Annotated in this window: 15 protein-coding genes; 11 read left to right on the forward strand and 4 right to left on the reverse strand. The window is 59.3% G+C overall.

The genetic code is table 11. The features are described from left to right. From QWI20_RS26440 to QWI20_RS26455, 4 genes are all read left to right on the forward strand, one after another. The coding region (locus QWI20_RS26440; protein WP_369307914.1) for an RHS repeat-associated core domain-containing protein at positions 1–1,435 on the forward strand (1,435 nt) is incomplete at its 5' end. Next, positions 1,432–1,908, forward strand: a complete 477-nt coding sequence (locus QWI20_RS26445; RefSeq protein ID WP_369307915.1) for a hypothetical protein — start codon at positions 1,432–1,434, stop codon at positions 1,906–1,908. The genes QWI20_RS26440 and QWI20_RS26445, both read left to right, overlap by 4 nt. An 85-nt stretch (positions 1,909–1,993) precedes the next feature. Further along, positions 1,994–2,494: an SUKH-3 domain-containing protein gene (locus QWI20_RS26450; protein ID WP_369307916.1), complete on the forward strand. Its 501-nt coding sequence runs from the start codon at positions 1,994–1,996 to the stop codon at positions 2,492–2,494. 290 nt (positions 2,495–2,784) lie between these two features. Next, positions 2,785–3,126, forward strand: coding sequence for a hypothetical protein (locus QWI20_RS26455; protein ID WP_369307917.1), 342 nt, complete (start codon positions 2,785–2,787; stop codon positions 3,124–3,126). A 92-nt stretch (positions 3,127–3,218) separates the two neighbouring features. Here QWI20_RS26455 and QWI20_RS26460 read toward each other — a convergent pair whose 3' ends face one another. The 4 genes from QWI20_RS26460 to QWI20_RS26475 all read right to left on the reverse strand — a co-directional run bounded on the left by QWI20_RS26460 (position 3,219) and on the right by QWI20_RS26475 (position 8,642). Next, positions 3,219–4,349, reverse strand: a complete 1,131-nt coding sequence (locus QWI20_RS26460) for an SMP-30/gluconolactonase/LRE family protein (RefSeq protein ID WP_369307918.1) — start codon at positions 4,347–4,349, stop codon at positions 3,219–3,221. Between the two features lie 553 nt (positions 4,350–4,902). Continuing rightward, entirely contained in the window at positions 4,903–6,129 is a 1,227-nt protein-coding gene (locus QWI20_RS26465) for a cytochrome c (RefSeq protein WP_369307919.1), read from the reverse strand. Then, entirely contained in the window at positions 6,126–7,889 is a 1,764-nt protein-coding gene (locus QWI20_RS26470) for a GMC family oxidoreductase (RefSeq protein WP_369307921.1), read from the reverse strand. The genes QWI20_RS26465 and QWI20_RS26470 overlap by 4 nt, the downstream gene beginning before the upstream one ends. A gap of 6 nt (positions 7,890–7,895) precedes the next feature. Beyond that, the gene (locus QWI20_RS26475) at positions 7,896–8,642 is read right to left on the reverse strand and encodes a gluconate 2-dehydrogenase subunit 3 family protein (protein WP_369307922.1); all 747 of its coding nucleotides are present in this window, start codon (positions 8,640–8,642) and stop codon (positions 7,896–7,898) included. Between the two features lie 521 nt (positions 8,643–9,163). Here QWI20_RS26475 and mrdA point away from each other — a divergent pair. The 7 genes from mrdA to QWI20_RS26510 all read left to right on the forward strand — a co-directional run bounded on the left by mrdA (position 9,164) and on the right by QWI20_RS26510 (position 19,290). Further along, the gene (mrdA, locus tag QWI20_RS26480) at positions 9,164–11,098 is read left to right on the forward strand and encodes a penicillin-binding protein 2 (RefSeq protein ID WP_369307923.1); all 1,935 of its coding nucleotides are present in this window, start codon (positions 9,164–9,166) and stop codon (positions 11,096–11,098) included. A gap of 135 nt (positions 11,099–11,233) precedes the next feature. After that, a complete protein-coding gene (poxB, locus tag QWI20_RS26485; protein WP_369307924.1) occupies positions 11,234–12,955 on the forward strand; it encodes a ubiquinone-dependent pyruvate dehydrogenase in 1,722 nt (573 codons plus the stop codon). Between the two features lie 283 nt (positions 12,956–13,238). Further along, entirely contained in the window at positions 13,239–14,552 is a 1,314-nt protein-coding gene (locus QWI20_RS26490) for a hypothetical protein (RefSeq protein ID WP_369307925.1), read from the forward strand. Positions 14,553–14,837: 285 nt separating this feature from the next. Continuing rightward, entirely contained in the window at positions 14,838–15,689 is an 852-nt protein-coding gene (locus QWI20_RS26495; RefSeq protein ID WP_369307926.1) for a MurR/RpiR family transcriptional regulator, read from the forward strand. A 126-nt stretch (positions 15,690–15,815) separates the two neighbouring features. After that, complete coding sequence (gene ddpX / locus QWI20_RS26500; protein WP_369307927.1) at positions 15,816–16,370, forward strand: D-alanyl-D-alanine dipeptidase; 555 nt, start codon at positions 15,816–15,818, stop codon at positions 16,368–16,370. Between the two features lie 224 nt (positions 16,371–16,594). Then, positions 16,595–18,151: an ABC transporter substrate-binding protein gene (locus tag QWI20_RS26505; RefSeq protein WP_369307928.1), complete on the forward strand. Its 1,557-nt coding sequence runs from the start codon at positions 16,595–16,597 to the stop codon at positions 18,149–18,151. 122 nt (positions 18,152–18,273) lie between these two features. Continuing rightward, on the forward strand, positions 18,274–19,290 hold the full coding sequence (locus tag QWI20_RS26510; protein ID WP_369307929.1) for an ABC transporter permease: 1,017 nt from the start codon (positions 18,274–18,276) through the stop codon (positions 19,288–19,290).

Raw genomic sequence — 19,290 nt, forward strand, 5'->3', positions numbered from 1 at the left:
CCAATACGACGCCGCCGGCCAGCTCACCGACATCAACGACAGCCGCCGTGGGGTCCTTGTTTATCAATACGACCCGGTCAGCCGCCTGCTCGCCGCAACGAGCCGCCTCGGTACCGAAACCTTCGCCTTCGACCCTGCGAGCAACCTGCTCAACGACAGCGCCGCACCCGTCCGGCGCCCTTTAGATCCGGACCAAGTCCGCCACAAACTGATCGACAACCTGCTGCGCGACTACGCCGGCAACCACTACGAATACGACGAACGCGGTAACCAGACAGAGCGCTGGACCAACGGCCTGCGCAGCGAACTGCACTGGGACCTCTTCGATCGTCTAGTGCACTTCCGCGACCCGCGCCTCACCGTCGACTTCGGCTACGACGCCCTCGGCCGTCGCCTCTATAAACTCTCAAAAGCCCACTACCGACCGCGCCCAGAAGCCGGCACCGGCTGGAACGAAAACGAACACGCTCGCAAAGAACGCGAACTGGGATGCGGCTTCACCCTGTACGGCTGGGACGGCGACAACCTGGCGTGGGAAAGCAGCCCGCCGCCATACGCGGGCGCACTCGGCCGCACCGTCCACTACATCCATGAACCCGGCACCTTCGTGCCGGTGGCCCAGGCCATTCGCCACGAAACCATCCGCCTCGTCAGCCAACCGACCTACGAAGGCCGCTACAACTTCAAAGAAGACCCGCTCTGGACCTACAAACCCGTCGCACTGCCAATCGACGTCCTCGCCTGGTACCAATGCGACCACCTCGGCACGCCGCAGGAAATCACCGATCAAAACGGCAACACCGCCTGGAGCGCCCAATACAAAGCGTGGGGTGAAGCTCAAGAACAGCGCTCGGAGTTCGCCCAGCAAGCCGGCCTGACCAACCCGATCCGATTCCAGGGGCAGTACCACGACCACGAAACCGGCCTGCACTACAACCGCCATCGGTACTATGATCCAAGAGTCGGGCGATACATTAGCAAGGACCCGATTGGCTACAGTGGTGGGCTAAACCTCTATCACTACGTGCCGAACCCGACCGGATGGTTTGACCCGCTGGGGTTGAAACGAAAAAAGGGAATAACGCCAAACAATGAAGGCGCGCGTACAGCTATTGACGCAAAGAATCTGCCAGAAACTCAGTTCGGTTATAGCGAAGGCGCCTTGGGTAACGGCGCTGCGCACCCAGTGGTAAGACGGTTATACGACGACGTGCCGTCAGCCGATAGATCCAAATTTCACGGGGGTTGCGGTGAAGCAGATGCACTTAGTCAGATTGCGACTCAGCACAATGTCCGCTGCGCGACTGATTTAAGAGCCCTTGTGCAGGGAGGAACCTCAACGACACTTAGAAACGACGGAAAGCCGCTCGTTTTTTGCGATTCGTGTGCTCATGTAATGAAAAATCTCGGTGTACAGGATGGAGCTTTGAAATGACCGATGATCAAGTACTAATAGCAATAAGGGCGATCAACGAGCGCTTGGGCGATCAAAACATTTCCTATGACGAAGTTAGGCGCTGCTATGCAAGTTTTCTGATTAAGCTAATTAACGCTCAAATGGTCCAAATCCACCCATCCGAAGGGATAAAGACGATAACTCGGTACTTACAGCAGTTCGCAGATACCCAGCTAATTGATCATAATGATGAACATGTCCAGGAAATGGTTCATAAGCTTTGGACGATTGAGAAAGATTATAGGGAGTTATGCGTGACAACATCAGGGCTCGCTCGCTTTGCTATTCACTGTGCAGCAAGTGAAGCAGAGTGGATCGAGATGGACTTAGGGGCGCCAACACCTATCTGGACGTACTTCATTACCTTGAAAAAGGTTGCCCCTAATATAGGTGAAGAGTTCGTTGCGTTCTTTGGTGACTTATTACTAACCCAAAATTACAGGAGGCGATAATAAATAGATGGCGAATGAGGAAACTAAGGCTAACGGGGACGGACCCCTTTAACTCTATAGCACCCACTAACAGCTTGGTAAAATCGTGACCGACACACTGAACGTACCCCCGCTGATCGAACTCCCTGAAAGCCTGAGTCCACTGTTTCTTGCCGCAGGCTGGCCCAGCACTTCCACCATACCACTACCGCATTACGTTCCACCCGAGCATCCTGCCGCTGGTCTACTTGAACAGCTTGTCGGGGTGAAGGTAGGCATCTGCGGCGCAGGAGAGGAGTGCGCTACCAGTGATGTCGCCTTTGGCACATTCGAACATCTGCATGGAAGCGAAGACTTCCTTGAGTGGCAGCAACGCCTAGGCAGTACCTTGGTGAGCATCGCCGAAGTCCATCATAGCCACGGAGCGCTGTTGATGGACGAAAAGGGTTGCTGCTACGTCTTGAGCCTCATCCACGACGGGCTTTGGATACAGGGGCTGGGCTTTGCTCAAGCCATGGAGAACTTGATATTTGGGCGTAAGGCCGGTCGGCAGGCGCAACTCGCAACGCCAGGCGCGATACCGATCTTTCGCACCGGCACCCTATGACAGCCCTATCCTGCGTTCGGGGGCAGAAAATCTCGCTCGCCTGCGACCATTCAGGCTTAGAAGAGACCGTTTTCCCGTTGATTGATGTGTTGACGTGGTATCAGTGCGACCACCTGGATACGCACGGAGCTTATTGTTAAAGGGGACTGACCCCTTTGACTCAAGAAAATGGATCCTGCAGGAAACGCTCTAGATGATCGCTGGACCCTCACGACGGATTAGGACAAGAGTTGTATCGGCATTCGCAGTCCTATTGATTTACCCACAGTTCGAGGGAGGCCGCACGGCCCATGAGTCATGAATATAGATTGGTTTTTTCTAGCGATCTTACAGCCCAGCGCATTATGGATTCTTTAAAGGCGAGTGAGTCTTGCGTTCGGGCAGATCAAGAATTTTTGTACTTGAAAGATCAAAATTCTAAGACTGTAGCGGATTATGACGCACGCTTGAGCCATGATGATGACAGTACACTATGGCTTGAGGTCAATTTTAAATCGTCGGCGCTACATGACCTGGTGCGCGCGGCGCTAGATAATAAGCCATGCAAGTGTTTGAGCGAGGGGGACGTTAATGAGGAAGTTGAGCTGAGCGAGGCATTCCAACTCGGACATCCTCATATTTTCGGACCGTGACACTTAAATCCTAAAAGGGACGGTCCCCTTTAGTCCAATAGCAGTGCGCAGGTAGACGGCCGCTTGGCCGTCGATGCAGCAAGTTAATAGCCTTACACCGCAAACCCAGTCCCACGCGTATTCACAAACAACGAATAAATCGAGTGACTGCTCGCCATAAACAGCCGATTCCCTTCGCGTCCGCCAAAGCACAGGTTCGGGCAGCGTTCTGGCAGCGAGATGTGCCCGATGGCCTTGCCCTGGGGGTTGAAGACCCGCACGCCGTCGAGTTTTTCCAGGTCGGCCTTGGGGTCGCCGTTGCCGCCCCAGCCGCACCACAGGTTGCCCGCTTCGTCGCACTTCATGCCGTCGATAGCGGCGTAGTCCAGGCCTTCGATGTGTTGGCGGCGTTCGCCCAGGGTGCCGTCGTCCTTGACCGCGATGGCCCAGATCAGGCGGTTCGGTTTGGCGCGACCTTCGACGACGTACAGGGTCTTTTCGTCAGGGGAGAAGCACAGGCCGTTGGGACCGGCGAGGTCGTCGATCACCCGGGTGACTTTCCTACTCTCACCGTCGATGCGGTAGACGGCGTGTGGCTGGGTCGGGGTGATTTTGTGGCCTTCGTAGTTGTTGCTGGTCTGGAAGGGCGGGTCGCTGAACCAGATCGAACCGTCGCTTTTGCAGACGATGTCGTTAGGGGAGTTGAAGGGTTTGCCGTCGAAGCTGTCCGCCAGAACGGTGATGGTGCCGTTGTATTCCGTGCGGGTGATGCGCCGGCCTTCGCTGGTGGTAGTGGAACCCTCGCAGACGATGAGGCGGCCCTGGCGATCGCGGCACATGCCGTTTGAGAAGTTGGAATGCTCGCGGTAGACCGTGAAAGTGTCGGTGATTTCGTCCCAACGCATGATGCGGTTGTTGGGGATGTCGCTGACCAGCAAGTAACGCCCGTCGCCGACCCAGACCGGCCCCTCGGCCCAACGCATGCCGGTGGCGAGTTTTTCCACGCTGGCGTTGAAGACCCGCAGTTCGAGAAAGCTGTCGTCGAGAATGTGAATGAGCGGATCCGGGTAACGCTGGCTCAGGGGTTCTGCGGCAGACGCGAGGCGGGGCAGAGCGGCGCTGCCAACGGCGGCCAGCGTGGCGGAAACAGCGAGGGATTTTTTCAGGAAACTGCGGCGCGTGTTGCCGCTTGAGTGACCAGCGGTTTCAGCGTGCTGGGGCAAGGCGGACAGGGATGAGTCCATGTAGCGATCTCCGTTCTATTATTTTTTTACGGGACGCTAGTAATACCTCGTGATAAGACATCGTACAAGTTAATGATGGGTGGGTATCCAGCTCACCCTCCGACGATATCGGTGCGCAAACAGGCCTCTTCCCGGCTAAAGCCGGACCCACTAAAAGCAACGCGTGAAGCCACTGGAACCGGCTTTAGCCGGGAAGCTTTTGATTTGCTTTTGATCTTCTACGCGGTAGTCCAGACACCACAAAACGCGACTTGGGTGCAGGCTGAACGGAGGTTTCGTGGAGTGGGCCGAGCCGCATGGATGCGGCGAGAGCGCCGTCAGGACAGGGATGTCCGTTCGGCGCGGGCCCACGGAGCGAGACCGGAGTGAAGGAACCCTGACGAAGGAAGGGCCAAACCAGGAGCAAAAGCCCTTGGTTACTTGGGGCTTTATCAAGTAACTCGCCGAAGGCGAAACGTCTGCCCTTAGGCAGACTTCTCAGCAACACCGCGCACCCCGGGGACAGATTAATTACGGTGAAGCGCTATAAATAAATCAGTCCCTGACCGAAACCCTACTTCGCCCTCAACCCCTCACGCACATCCTTCACGTCCGAACCGGACACCGCTGGCGCCGCATTGCCCCACGTATTGCGCACATACGTCAGCACATCCGCGACATTCTCATCCGACAGATTCCAGCCAAACGCCGGCATCGCCGGAGCCGTTGGCGCAGCATCCGTCGCACCCGCACGACTGCCCGCGAGCACCACACGAATCAGCGACGACGGATCATTGCTGTTCACCAACGGGGCCATTGCCAGTTTCGGAAAGAGATTGGCCGCACCTTCACCGGTCGGCGTATGACATGCCGAGCAGCGATCCGCATAAATCGCCTTGCCCGCCACCATCGCCGCATCGTTCGCCGCGACTGGCTTGGCGGCCTCAACCGGCTTGGCACCGTCCTTCAAGTACACCGCCACCGCCAGCAAATCCTCATCCTTCCAGTGCTGCGAAGAATGCTCGACCTCCTCGGCCATCGGCCCGGACGCGATGTCGAAACGGTTTGCGCCGGTCTTCAGGTACTTGACGATGTCCGCCTCGCTCCACGCACCAATGCCATCGTGGCCAGTGGACGTGATGTTCGGCGCGACCCAGTTCTGCAGATTGGCCCCGGTGAGGAACTGATCATTCTTGTCACCGCCGATCAGGTTCTTCGGCGTATGGCACGTGCCGCAGTGCCCCAGACCTTCCACCAGATACGCGCCGCGGTTCCACTGCTCGGACTTCTGCGGATCGGCCTTGAATTCGCCTTCCTTGAAGTTGATCAGGTTCCAGCCGATCAGGCTGGTGCGCACGTTGAAGGGGAAGGGCAGCTGGTTGGTTTCAACCTTGTTCTCCACCGGATCCACCGTCTTCAGGTACGCGAAGATCGCCAGGTTGTCCTCACGCAGCACCTTGGTGTACGCGGTGAACGGCATGGCGCCGTACAAACGCTTGCCGTCCAGGCCGTGGCCCTTGGACATGGCGTTCTGGAAATCCTCGAAGCTCCAGCGGCCGATGCCGGTCGCTGGGTCCGGGGTGATGTTGGCGCCAGCCAGCTTGCCGAATGGCGTGTCGAGGATCACGCCGCCGGAGAACAGCGGCTTGCCCGGGAGCGTGTGGCACGCGGTGCAGTCGCCCAGGGTGGTCAGGTAGCGGCCTTTTTCCACGATGTTGTAGGAATCGGCGCCGGTTGCCCCATGAGCCAGGGAAACAGACAGGCCGATAACGCCTGCGCAGACCGTCAGAAGAGTCTTCATACGCTGATCATCTCCCCTGGACGCTTGAGGTAGCGGGTGCGGATGGCATCCGCTGCTTTGAAGGCCAGCGCCGCGACGGTGCCAGTCGGGTTGTAGCCCGGGTTCTGCGGGAAGGCGGATGAGCCGACCACGAACAGGTTCGGCACGCCCCACACTTGCAGGTGTTTGTTCACCGAGCTGTTCTTCGGGTCGGCACCCATGATGAAGCCGCCGACGATGTGCGACGACTGATACGGCGCGCTGTTCCAGTGGCCGTTCTGCGAACTCGGGACCATTTGCCGCGGGTTCATGCTCTTGGCGATCTCGCCGACCTTGCCGGTGACGTACGCAGCCATTTTGCGGTCGTTCTCCGGGAAGTCGAAGGTGATGCGCAGCAGCGGGCGACCCAGCGGATCTTTATAGGTCGGGTCCAGCGACAGGTAGTTGGTGCGCGTCGCGTAGCTGCTTGCTTCGCAGCCGATGGACATGGTGCTGGCGTAGTTCTTCACCGTGGCTTTCTTCCACTCCGAACCCCAGGCCGGGGTGCCGGGCGGCAGAGGGCGGGAGTCGATGGGCGCAGCGCCGATCGGCGTCACGCGGGTGCTGCCGCCGCCGACAAAACCCAGACCCGAGTGGTCGAAGTTGTCGTTGTTGAACTCGTCGATGCCCATGCCGATGGCGCCGCCACCGATAAACGGGTTGAAGTTCTTGTCATCGAAGAACATGCGCACGCTGTTGGCGGTCTGGTAGGCGTAGTTGCGGCCCGTGGTGCCGGTATTGGTCACCGGGTCGTACGGCTGGCCGACGCCGGACAACAGCATCAGGCGCACGTTTTCGAAGATGAACGCGCTGATCACCACCAGTTCGGCAGGCTGTTCCCATTCTTCGCCGTTCGAATCCATGTAGACGATGCCGGTGGCGCGTTTGCCGCTGCTGTCCATGGTCACGCGCAGGACTTCGCAGTTGGTCATCGCGGTGAAGTTCGGCTTGCGCACCAGCACCGGCAACACCGTAGTGATGGCGCTGGCTTTGGAGTAGTTGGCGCAGCCGTAGTTGGTGCAGAAACCGCAGAAGGTGCAGGCACCCATGGCCACGCCAAGGGAGTTCACGTACGGGCGCGAAAGCAAGGCCGACGGCACCGGGAACGGCTTGTAGCCTAGATTCTTCGCGGCCTCGGCGAACAGCGTCGGCGCGTAGGTCTGTTGCGTCGGCGGGTTCGGGTATTCCTCGGAGCGCGCACCTTCGAAGGTGTTGCCGCCTTCCTGGATCACGCCCTTGATGTTGCCGGCCTTGCCGGAGATGCCCGCCAGGCGATCGAACTTGGCGTAGAACGGCTCCATTTCGTCCCAGTCAGTGCCCCAATCCTGCAGGGTCAATTCAGGCGACAGCTCTTTGCCGTAACGCTCGGTCAGGTGGCTGTGCAGCCGGAATTCGTGGGGCTGAAAACGAAAGGTGATGCCGGCCCAGTGATTGCCTGCGCCGCCGGTGCCATTGCCGGGGTGAAACGAGCCCCAGCTGCGCATGGGTAGCGCTGTCTCGGTCACGCTGTTACGAATGGTCGTGGTGTTTTGCCGGGTTCTCGCCATCAAGTCCTGACGGCGGTTGTAGCGCAGTTCGTCTGCCGCCGAGGCGACGTTGAAATCCGCTGCGGTGTCGCGCCACGGACCGCGTTCAAAGCCGATGATCTTCAGATTTTCATCCGCCAGTTCGTTGGCGATGATGGATCCGGCCCAGCCGAGCCCGACAACCACGACGTCCGTGGAAGGTAGTTTTTTGGCCATGTCGAATTAACCCTTTTTGGTCCAGGCGGAGCTGCCGATGATGGAGAGCGGCACCAGATTCAGCTTCTGGTTGTGCAGACCGATGTACTCGCGGTAGTCGTAGCGGGCACCGGGGAAGCCGATCATTTTCCACGACACCATGTCGCGGTTGCCGCCGTAGACCGGGTCGGCGAAGAAGCCTTCCATGGTGTTGCCGAGCACTTGCTGGAAGAACAGCTTTGAGTCGATCCCTTCCAGCGTGATCTCGCCTTTGTCCAGACCGGTCAGGACCTTGTCCTGTTGTTCTGCGGTCAGGGCGCTGAAGTTTTTCTGGAATTGCTTCTGGCAATAGCCTTCGAGGCCGGCGAGGCCGAGACGGTAGCGCTGGCGCGGCACCAGTTCCGACTGGTCACCCTGCATCGGCGTGCCCTGAACGAACGGCCCTTGCATGTACAGACGGCTGAAGGTGCCGTATTCGCCGGCCAGCTGACGGTCGATGAACACCGCGCAGCCTGCATCCTTGCCGCTGACGCTGAGGTCATCGGCGGGGATCAGCCGCGCCACGATGGCTTCCACCACGGTGGCCTCGGCATCGGTGAAGAATTGCCAGCCGGGGGTGTCGTAGTGCATCGGACCGTTGTGGTCGAAGGGCACCCACTGCGGAACGCCAACGACGGTGGCGGCCTGGGCCGTAGCGGCGGCGCCCACGGCCAGCGTCGTGGCTGAACCTTTCAGCAACTGGCGGCGGGTGAGGCCTTTGGATTTCTCTGTCATTCAGGGCTCCTGCAAAACCACGCCCCCACAGGCCATTGGGGAATGGTCCGTGCCGGGGCTGTGCTCTGCGTTCTTTATCACGGGTATTGCCGCGCATACGATGTGCACGGCAAGTGGCTCTTGGCGGGGTGTGACATTGGGTCTCTGGCAGGCCAGCGGGCGAATAGCGCACGCTGAGCGGGGAGTTGCCGTAACTGATCCCTGTTTTTTCACGCCAACTGACATGATAGATGTGTTACGACGTGTTGCGGCGGGTGAATTCGGTAAATGACTGTTACCGAACGCGTAACAGTCGCGGTCCATTCGAGTAACAATTGAGGAAATAACGGCGCATGGCTTTTTCCTGAAACCGCCTCAGGGATCGCGCGTCGGGGCGAGCGGGGCTTGAACCTGACAGAATCTTCATAAAGCCTGGCCCGTCGCCGGGACCACTTCTTGGTATCGTGCACGCCATTTGCGTCCCGCCTATTCATGCGGGGTGCTGACTGTGCCGTCCATCTGTTCACCGAGTAGCTGCAGAAATGCCCGATCCAATACCTTTAAAAGACCACGAGAAGGAAACCCGGCTAGTCAACAAGCGCTTGATCGCCTGCGCCGTTTTCGTGGCCATGCTCAGCGTCGCGCTGGTGTGCCGCATGTACTTCCTGCAAGTCACCGAATTCGCCTACCACTCGACCATCTCTGAAAACAATCGCGTCCACGTGCTGCCGATTCCACCGGAGCGCGGGCTGATTTTTGACCGTAACGGCGTGATCCTCGCGGACAACCGGCCCAGCTTTAACCTGACCATGACCCGCGAGCGCGCAGGCGACTGGCATGCGGTCATCGACGAACTGATGCAGATACTCAACCTGCCCGACGAGGACCGCATTATTTTTGACAAGGCGATGAAAAACTCGCCTCACCGCTTCGTGCCGGTGACGCTGCTGTATGAGCTGACGGAAGAGCAGATCGCCCTGTTGGCGGTCAACCAGTTCCGCCTGCCCGGGCTGGACGTCGAGGCGCAGTTCGTTCGTCACTACCCGCTGGCGGAGCACTTCGCGCATTCCATCGGCTACGTCGGACGGATCAACGAGAAGGAAGCGACGCAGCTGGATCAGGTGGAATACCGCGGCACGCAGTCCATAGGCAAGACCGGCGTCGAGCGGTTCTACGAAAGCGAACTGCACGGCCATGTTGGCTATGAAGAAGTGGAAACCAACGCGCAAGGTCGGGTGTTGCGGGTGCTCAAACACACCGATCCGGTGGCTGGAAAGAACATCACGCTGAGCCTGGACATCAAGCTGCAAGAAGCGGCGGAACACGCCTTGGGGGATCGTCGCGGCTCGGTGGTAGCGATCGATCCGGCCACCGGCGAAGTGCTGGCAATGGTCAGCAAGCCGAGCTTCGACCCGAACCTGTTCGTCACCGGCATCAGCTTCAAGGAGTATTCGGCGCTGCGTGATTCGGTCGACCGGCCGCTGTTCAACCGCGTGCTGCGCGGGTTGTATGCGCCGGGTTCGACCATCAAGCCGGAAGTGGCGATTGCCGGGCTGGACAGCGGGGTCGTCACGCCGTCTACGCGGGTGTTCGATCCGGGCTATTTCCAGCTGCCTGATTTCGATCACAAGTACCGCAACTGGAACCACAGCGGCGATGGCTGGGTGGACCTGTACGCGGCGATCATGCGCTCCAACGACACCTATTTTTATGACCTGGCGCACAAGCTCGGCATCGACCGCCTGCACGATTACCTGACCATGTTCGGCATCGGCCAGAAGGTCTCGCTGGACATGTTCGAAGAATCGGCGGGGCTGATGCCGTCGAAAGAATGGAAGCGCATCACCCGACGTCAGGCCTGGTTCCCGGGGGAAACCGTGATTCTCGGCATCGGCCAAGGCTACATGCAAGTGACCCCGCTGCAGCTGGCTCAGGCGACGACGCTGATCGCCAGCAAAGGCGTGTGGCATCGTCCGCACCTGGCCAAGGAAATCGGCGGTTCGGCGCCGGTGGACGAGCATCCGATGCCAAACATCGTGCTGCGTGATTCCCACGAGTGGGATCAGGTCAACAACGGCATGCAGGCGGTGATGCACGACCCACGCGGCATCGCCCGTGCGGCCGCGCAAGGTGCGCAGTACCGCATCGCCGGCAAGAGCGGCACCGCGCAGGTGGTGGCGATCAAGCAGGGCGAGCGCTACAACCGCGACAAGACCCTGGAACGCCACCGCGACAACGCCTTGTTCGTCGGCTTTGCCCCGGCGGCCAATCCCAAGATTGTCGTCGCCGTGATGATCGAGAACGGCGAAGCGGGCGGACGCGTGGCAGGTCCCGTGGTGCGGGAAATTCTGGATGCCTGGCTGCTGGATCCGGACGGCCACCTGAAACAGCAATACGCGACGCCGAGTGCAACGCCGATCAACCCCAAGGTGCAGATCGCCGAGCCGAGCAAGGCGCCGGGCCAGCCGCCGGTGTGAGATCTGGCGCTTGCGGGCGGGGGCGTTTCCCCAAGACGCACTGAACTGTCCCCGGCGCTATAGGTCGATTTGAGACCACGCGTAAGGTCTGTTCCGGCCTCGCGCGCTCATTCGACTCGACAAGGAACTTGCCCCATGTCCAGCAGAACCATCGCCGATTACCTCGCCCAAACCCTCGCCGCAGCCGGCGTCTCGAAGATCTGGGGCGTCAGCGGCGACAGCCTGAACGGTCTGACCGACAGCCTCCAGCGTCTGGGCAAGATCAAGTGGATGCACACCCGTCACGAAGAAGTCGCGGCGTTCGCGGCGGGGGCGGAAGCAGCGTCCACCGGCAAGCTGGCGGTGTGTGCGGGCAGTTGCGGTCCGGGTAATCTTCATTTGATCAACGGTCTGTACGACTGCCACCGCAGCGGCGTGCCGGTCCTGGCCATTGCCGCGCAGATTCCGTCCTCCGAAATCGGCCTGAATTACTTTCAGGAAACCCACCCCACCGACCTGTTCAAGGAGTGCAGCCACTTCGTTGAAACCGTTAGCACCCCCGAGCAGTTCCCTCGGGTGCTGGAGCGAGCGATGCGCGCGGCCATCAGCCAGCGCGGCGTGGCGGTGATCGTGATTTCCGGCGATGTCGCCCTGAGCGCAGCGCCTGACATCAAACCCCAGTGGGTCGATCACGCGCCTGCGCGGGTGATCCCCGCCGAAGCCGATTTACAACGGTTGGTGGACCTGCTGGACACATCCAAGGCCGTGACCATTCTCGCCGGCGCCGGCTGTGCCGAGGCCCACGATCAGGTGGTGGCGCTGGCGGAGAAATTGTCTGCCCCCGTGGTCCACGCTCTGCGTGGCAAGCAGTACATCGAATACGCCAACCCCTTCGACGTCGGCATGACCGGGTTGATTGGTTTCAGCTCCGGCTACCACGCGATGATGGCCTGCGACACGCTGGTGATCCTCGGCAGCAGCTTCCCGTACCGCAATTTCTACCCGGAAAAAGCCACCGTCATCCAGATTGACATCGACCCGACCGCCCTCGGCCGTCGCGTGCCGGTCGCCCTCGGTCTGGCCGGCGGCATTGCTGAAACCCTCGACGCCGTGCTGCCCCGCCTCAAGGCCCACACCGATCGGAAGTTCCTCGACAAGGCGCTGGATCATTACGCCAAATCCCGCGACGAACTCGATGAGCTGGCTACGCCATCGGGCCATGGCGAGCCGATTCACCCGCAATACCTGACGCGACTGGTTGACGCTTACGCCGACCCGGACGCGATCTTCACCGTCGATGTCGGTACGCCAACGCTGTGGGCGGCGCGTTACCTGACCATGAACGGCAAACGCTCGCTGCTGGGCTCGTTCAACCACGGCTCCATGGCCAACGCCATGCCCCAGGCCCTGGGCGCCAAGGCGGCATTCCCTCAGCGGCAAGTGGTGGCGCTCTGCGGCGACGGCGGCTTGTCGATGCTGATGGGCGACCTGCTGTCGATCCGCCAACTGAACCTGCCGATCAAGCTGGTGGTGTTCAACAACAGCTCGCTGGGGTTTGTGGCGATGGAAATGCAGGCCGGCGGTTACGTGCCCCATGACACTGACTTCAACAGCACCAATTTTGCCAACATCGCCATTGGCGCGGGGATTCTGGGGATTCGCGTGGAAGACTCGGCGGACCTGCCGAATGCTCTGAAGAAAGCCTTCGAACATCCAGGGCCTGTGGTGGTGGATGTCGTGACCGCGAAACAGGAGCTGGGCATGCCACCGAAGATCAAGCTCGCCCAGGCGAAAGGCTTCAGCCTGTTCATGCTCAAGGCGGTGATGAACGGAAAAGCGGACATGGTGCTGGAGTTGGCGAAGACTAATTTGCGTTAAGAATTTGTCGATTGAGTAGGCGCCGTGTGCAATGCACGGCGCCTCGACTCTTAAAAAATAAAAAAATCTTCATGACTTACTTGCTGTTTATTTTCATGTTTATTTGCCGCCTAGATCGAATCGAAGTTGGCATAATTGCGATTCGCTATAATCGATGTTAGCACTTTGTTTGTATTCGATATTTCAACTTCTGTAGTGAGATCATGAATGATCTCACTCAGTAGGCGGAGATGTTGATTGGGGATAGTATTTGGTTTCAATAAATCCTCAAGGAAGAACGATCATGAGCGATAAGAAAGCGGATCCTGCCAACGCTGTTCATCAAGCGGGCGATCGAGATGTTGAATTCAACGGTAGTGGTTATATTCTAAACCCCTATCAGCTGTATGTGCCTGATCCGCGAAGTAAGAGTGACCAAGAATTTTACGAAATCCAAAACGGTCAAAGGGGATCTTCGAAAGGTGATATCGGCCGTCATAAGCCGGATGGACCATTGGATCATGATTTTGGCAATGGGGGGCGCTTCACGTTTCCATTTATGGACGACCTTTACCCCACCGTTCTGGACAGCGAAGGTTTTATTTTCAGCACTGATCAAAAGGAGACAACTATCACCTGCGTCGGGGTTTCGGAGTTCCTGAAGCCAGAAGGTACCGGTTCTCTAGTGAACGTTCCGGCCGCCATTCGGATATTCGCAACTGGCAAGCCAGATATCAAGTTCGGTAAAGGCGGCAAGCAGTTGTTTAAGTTAAAGGTAGACGGTGAAGCCGACACCGACAGAAAAGAATACTTCTCCCCTTGGAATTCCGTCCGCGCGTCCGTGCGGCAACAGGATGGCAGCATTCTATTTCCGTGCAGACTCATCAATGACAGAGTGGCTACCTTTCACCTAGTCAAACTCGACGTTAACGGCCTTCCGGCTAAGGGTTATGGCGATAACGGTGTTGAAGCGATTACGCCCACGTCTGATCTTTGGGCAGACTATGCAGCGGGCAGCGACGGCAGTGTCACACTGGTGGGTCATTTCAACAATGGCAGGGCCTTGGGCGTTGTCTCCCGATATACCTCGACCGGCGTGCTCGACACGCAGTTTGCAGGCGGTCGCAAAATTATCGATCTTCCTGAGTTGCCCAGCGTCACCAGCATCCTGTTAAAAAAGGTCTGGTACGGGGATAAGGATGGCGTAACGCTTCATGCGAATATTCATGACAGCACTGACGGCAAGGATAAGTTGGTGATTATCAAGCTGACGAAATACGGCGAGTATGATCCAGCGTTCCACGGTGGGCAGCCATTGGTCGTCCCTGAGGTTGATACGTCGATCCAGACCTTTGCCTTGATGGAGATCGATGATCAACAGCGCACGGTCATCTCATATAATCAAACAGCGCTTGACGTCCGATTAATCCGGTTGCTCAAAGACGGGAATGGTGACTTGGCGTTTGGTTCAGACGGTTCAGTGGTTCACCCAAACATCGGACCGGTCACTGAGCTTATCATCCAGAACGGAGTGGATATCCTGTTGAAGGCCTACTACCGGGAGAATGGAAATAATCGCGCTGTGCTTTTCCGATTCTTCGGCGAGAGCGCGGCATAATTAGATACCCTCTCAGCATGGGTTCGTTTGTGATTGCCGTGCGCTTCTGCAGATGAACCCTTGTTTTTCTGAAAGATACAGGTGGCCGGTTTGCGCCCCCAAAAAGCGCATCATGCGCAACCTCGCACCACCCTGAAACACGCCGCTTGCCCCCTCACCAGTCTCTTAAAATAATCATTGTGCCATCTAGAAACACGATGTTATGTTGCTAACATCCTGTTGCAAAATGACTGACGGATAACATTATCCCGGCTCATGCAACCCGGCTCCACCAGCGGAATTCCCATGGAAAAGCGTCCCTTCCTCGATGCACTGGAACAGCGGTTCAGCGACCTGACGCCCACCGGCAAGCGCATCGCCGGCTACCTGCTAGCCAATCCGCAGAAGCTGCCGTTCGAGACCGCCGACAGCATCGCCCAGCAAACCGGCACCACCGGCATTTCGGTCGGACGGTTTCTGCGTTCGCTAGGTTATCGCAACATCGACGACGTCAAACAGAGCCTGCGCGGGGACAGCGCCAGCCCTTGGGTCATCACCGATCGGCTCGGCGCCTTTCGTGAAGAAAACACCCAGGGCGATGCGCTGGAACGCTCGATGAACCGTGAGCTGGAAGCGATCCAGCGCGTCTACGCCCTGGCCCGTGGCGAAACCTTCGCCCGTATCGTCGAGCGGCTGCACAGCGCCGACGCGGTGTTCATCGTCGGCATTCAGACCACCCGCGGCATCCTCAACGCGTTTTTCAGTCACCTGGAGTACATCCGGCCCAAGGTGTATTACGTCGACGGCTTGTCCGGCACCTACGCCGAATCCCTGAATTCGCAATTCGAAAAACCCTACGCCGTGATCGCCGACTTCCGCACCTATTCCGCCGTTACCCGGACCTTCTGCGAAGTCGCCCACCAGCAGAACGTGGGGCTGGCCTTCATTACCGACTTTCACTGCCCATGGGCCAGGGATTACCCGAGCGATCTGCTGCAGCTCAACTCTGACGTCGGCCAGTTCTGGGATTCCCTGGCGCCGCTGACCTGCCTGTTCAATTTGATGGTGTCGGCAGTGGCTGACCGTTATGGCGACCGCCTTGACCAACGCCTGGCGAAAAACCGTGAGCTGCAGCAACTGTTTGGCCAGTTTGAATGAGCCCGATTGCCCGGTTGAAGCGTGCTTCGCAAAGGCAACAGCTTCCCGGCTTTAGCCGGGAAGCTTCACCCGCCAGGCATGAACCTGCGTGTCATGAATGAACAAGCTGATCTGGAGTGTCGTTACGTGAATAGCCCCCTCGTCGAAGTCGATGCCCACGCGCTGCAGGTCGAGATCGACCTGATTTACGCCGGCGTCGATAACCTCGCCGGCAAGCAGATTTACCAGGACCCGCGCTGCCTGCTGCACCGCGACGCTGAGCAGTGTCTGCGCAAGGCCAGCACCCTGGCGCGACAGGCCGGACTGCGTTTGCGCCTCTTCGACGCGTATCGCCCGGCCTACGCGCAGTACCTGCTCTGGCAAGCGTTGCCCAACCCCGAATACGTGCGCGACCCCGCCTTGGGCTCGCACCACACCCGAGGCGTGGCCGTGGACCTGACTCTGATCGATGCCAGCGGCAACGCCCTGGATATGGGCACCGGCTTCGATGACATGCGCGAGCAGTCCCATCAGTTCTTCGCCGACCTGCCCACCGACATACAGCGCAACCGCCTGCTGTTGCTGGGGATCATGCTGGCGGCAGGGTTCACCTACATCGACAGCGAGTGGTGGCATTACGAACTGCCTGACGCCGAGGACTATCCGCTGATCGACGACGGCTCGATTCAGCCCGCCACCTGAATCCGCAGCACGTGACACGCACCACGCAACACGCGTTACAAAACAGGACATACGAACAAACGACCGGGACAACCATGAATCCCGGCTGAATCTGGCGTCACCCGACCTCGCAAGAGCAGGGCGCGCCATTTCGCAGGCCTGAGGCCTGTGAGCTTGAACTGCCCGGTATAGCTTCAATAACAAACCTGACGAACTTTCAGACATCGAACGATCAAGGAACCGGCATGAAATCAATCCTTACCCCACGCACGCTGGCGATGGCAGTCCTCTGCACCGCCATGGGCCTCGGCGCCTGGCAATCGGCCAGCGCAGCCGTGCCTCAGGACACCCTGATGATCGGCAAACCGTCCGACCCGCAGACCCTCGACCCGGCCGTGACCATCGATAACAACGACTGGACCGTGACCTACCCGGCGTACCAGCGGCTGGTCACCTACAAGGTTGAAAACGGCAAGGGCAGCACCGAAGTGGCGGGGGAGCTGGCCAGCGGCTGGACCACCTCGGCAGACAACTTGACCTGGGAATTCAAGCTCAAGCCCGGCAACAAATTCGATGACGGCGCCGAGGTCAACGCCGAGGCGGTGAAGTTCTCATTTGACCGAGTCATGAAGCTCAAGCAGGGCCCGTCCGGCGCCTTCCCCGAGGACATGGCCGTGTCGGTGGTCGATCCGCTGACCGTGCGCTTCACCCTGAAAGCGCCATACGCGCCGTTCCTCTCCACGCTGGCCCACAACGGCGCCGCCATCATCAACCCGGACGTGGCGAAGAAAGCCGAAGGCGCAGACGCCTACCTGTCCAACCACACCGCAGGTTCCGGGGCGTTCAAGCTGGTCAACTGGCAGAAAGGCCAGACCCTGACCATGGAGCAGAACAGCTACTACGCCGGCCCGAAACCCGCCCTGAAAAAAGTCGTGGTGAAGATCATCGGCGAGGCCTCGGTGCGCCGTCTGCAGCTGGAACACGGTGACCTGGACATCATCGAAGACATGCCCGAAGACCAGCTCGAAGCGCTGGCGAAGAAATCCGGCATCGTCGTCGGTGACTACCCGTCGCTGCGGGTGACGCTGCTGTACCTCAACACCCAGAAAGCGCCGATGAACAACCCCGATGCGCGGCGCGCGATTGTCGAATCCCTGGACTATGACGGCATCATCAACGGCATCCTGAAAGGCAAGGCCAAGCCGCTGAACGGGCCGATTCCTCAGGGCATGTGGGCCTATGACGCGAAGCTGCCGGCGTTCAAGCAGGACATGGAAAAGGCCAAGGCCGATCTGGCGAAAGTCTCGCCGAAGGTCAGCAACCTCACGTTCATGTACTCCGACAAGGACCCGAACTGGGAGCCCATCGGCCTGACCCTGCAGGCTGGCCTGCAACCGTTGGGCGTCAACCTCAAGCTGGAAAAACTCGCCAACGCCAGCATGCGTGAGCGCCTGGGCACCGGTGACTTCGACATCGCCATCGGCTCGTGGAGCCCGGACTTCGCCGACCCCTACATGTTCATGAACTTCTTCTTCGATTCGAAGCTGAAAGGCCTGGCCGGCAACCGTTCGTTCTACGACAACCCGGCGGTGGACACGCTGATTCGTGAATCGGCGACCACCAACGACATGGCCAAGCGCACCGAGCTTTACCAGCAGGCACAGAAGATTGTGCTCAACGACAGTGTCTACGCCTACCTCTACCAGAAGGCCTACACCTTGCCGATGAGCGAGAAGGTCAAGGGCTACGTGTTCAACCCGATGCTGGAACAGGTGTTCAACGTCGGCACGATCACCAAGTAAGCCCTTATCCGGTAAATCGCTGTGACTCACTGGGCCCTGCAAGGGAGGCGGGGTCCTGTGAAGCAGCGCTGTGTCCGCGAGCTGTTTCGCGTTATTGATCGACTGCGTGACCGAGGTGCCCCATGGCCTTCCTGAATATGCTGCGCAAACGCCTGGGCGGCCTGCTGCTGGTGGTGTTCGGCGTTTCTCTGATTACCTTTTCCATCTCGCACCTGATTCCGGGCGACCCCGCGCGACTGATCGCCGGGGACCGCGCCACCGACGCCATCGTCGACAACATCCGCCATCAGTTGGGGCTGGATCTGCCGCTGTATCAACAATACGGCCGCTACATGCTCGACCTGCTGCACGGCGACCTGGGCACGTCGATTCGCACCCATCGCCCGGTGCTCGAAGATTTGCAGGCGTTCTTCCCGGCGACGCTGGAGCTGGCGCTGGCGGCGCTGACCTTGTCGATTCTGGTGGGTGTGCCGTTGGGTGTGCTCTCGGCGGTGTACCACAACCGCTTCATCGACCAGGTCGCTCGCACCCTGGCGGTGACCGGGATTTCGACCCCGGCGTTCTGGCTCGGGCTGGGCCTGATCGTGCTGTTTTACGGCCATTTGAACTGGCTGCCGGGCAGCGGTCGTCTTGACGAAGGGCTGGACCCGCCGAAAACCATTACCGGTTTTTACTTGATCGACACGCTGCTGGCGGGCGACACCGGGCTGTTTTTCAACGCCGTGCAGCACCTGATTCTGCCGGCCATCACCCTGGGCTTCGTCAACTTGGGCGTGGTCGCGCGGCAGATCCGCTCGGCCATGCTCGACCAGCTCGGCGAAGACTACATCCGCACCGCGCGGGCCTACGGGCTGTCGAAGTGGGCGGTGATTTTGCGCCACGCCTTGCCCAATGCGCTGATTCCGTCGGTAACGGTCCTGGGCCTGACCCTGGGCGATCTGCTCTACGGCGCGGTCCTCACCGAAACCGTGTTCGCCTGGCCGGGCATGGGTGCCTACGTGGTCAAGTCGATCCAGTCGCTGGATTTCCCGGCCGTGATGGGCTTCGCGATCATGGTCTCCTTCATTTACGTGCTGCTGAACATGGCGATCGATCTGCTGTACCGCCTGATCGATCCGCGCATTGGCGAGGTCAACTGA

The sequence above is a fragment of the Pseudomonas sp. W2-17 genome, from assembly GCF_041060445.1.
Taxonomy (GTDB): domain Bacteria; phylum Pseudomonadota; class Gammaproteobacteria; order Pseudomonadales; family Pseudomonadaceae; genus Aquipseudomonas.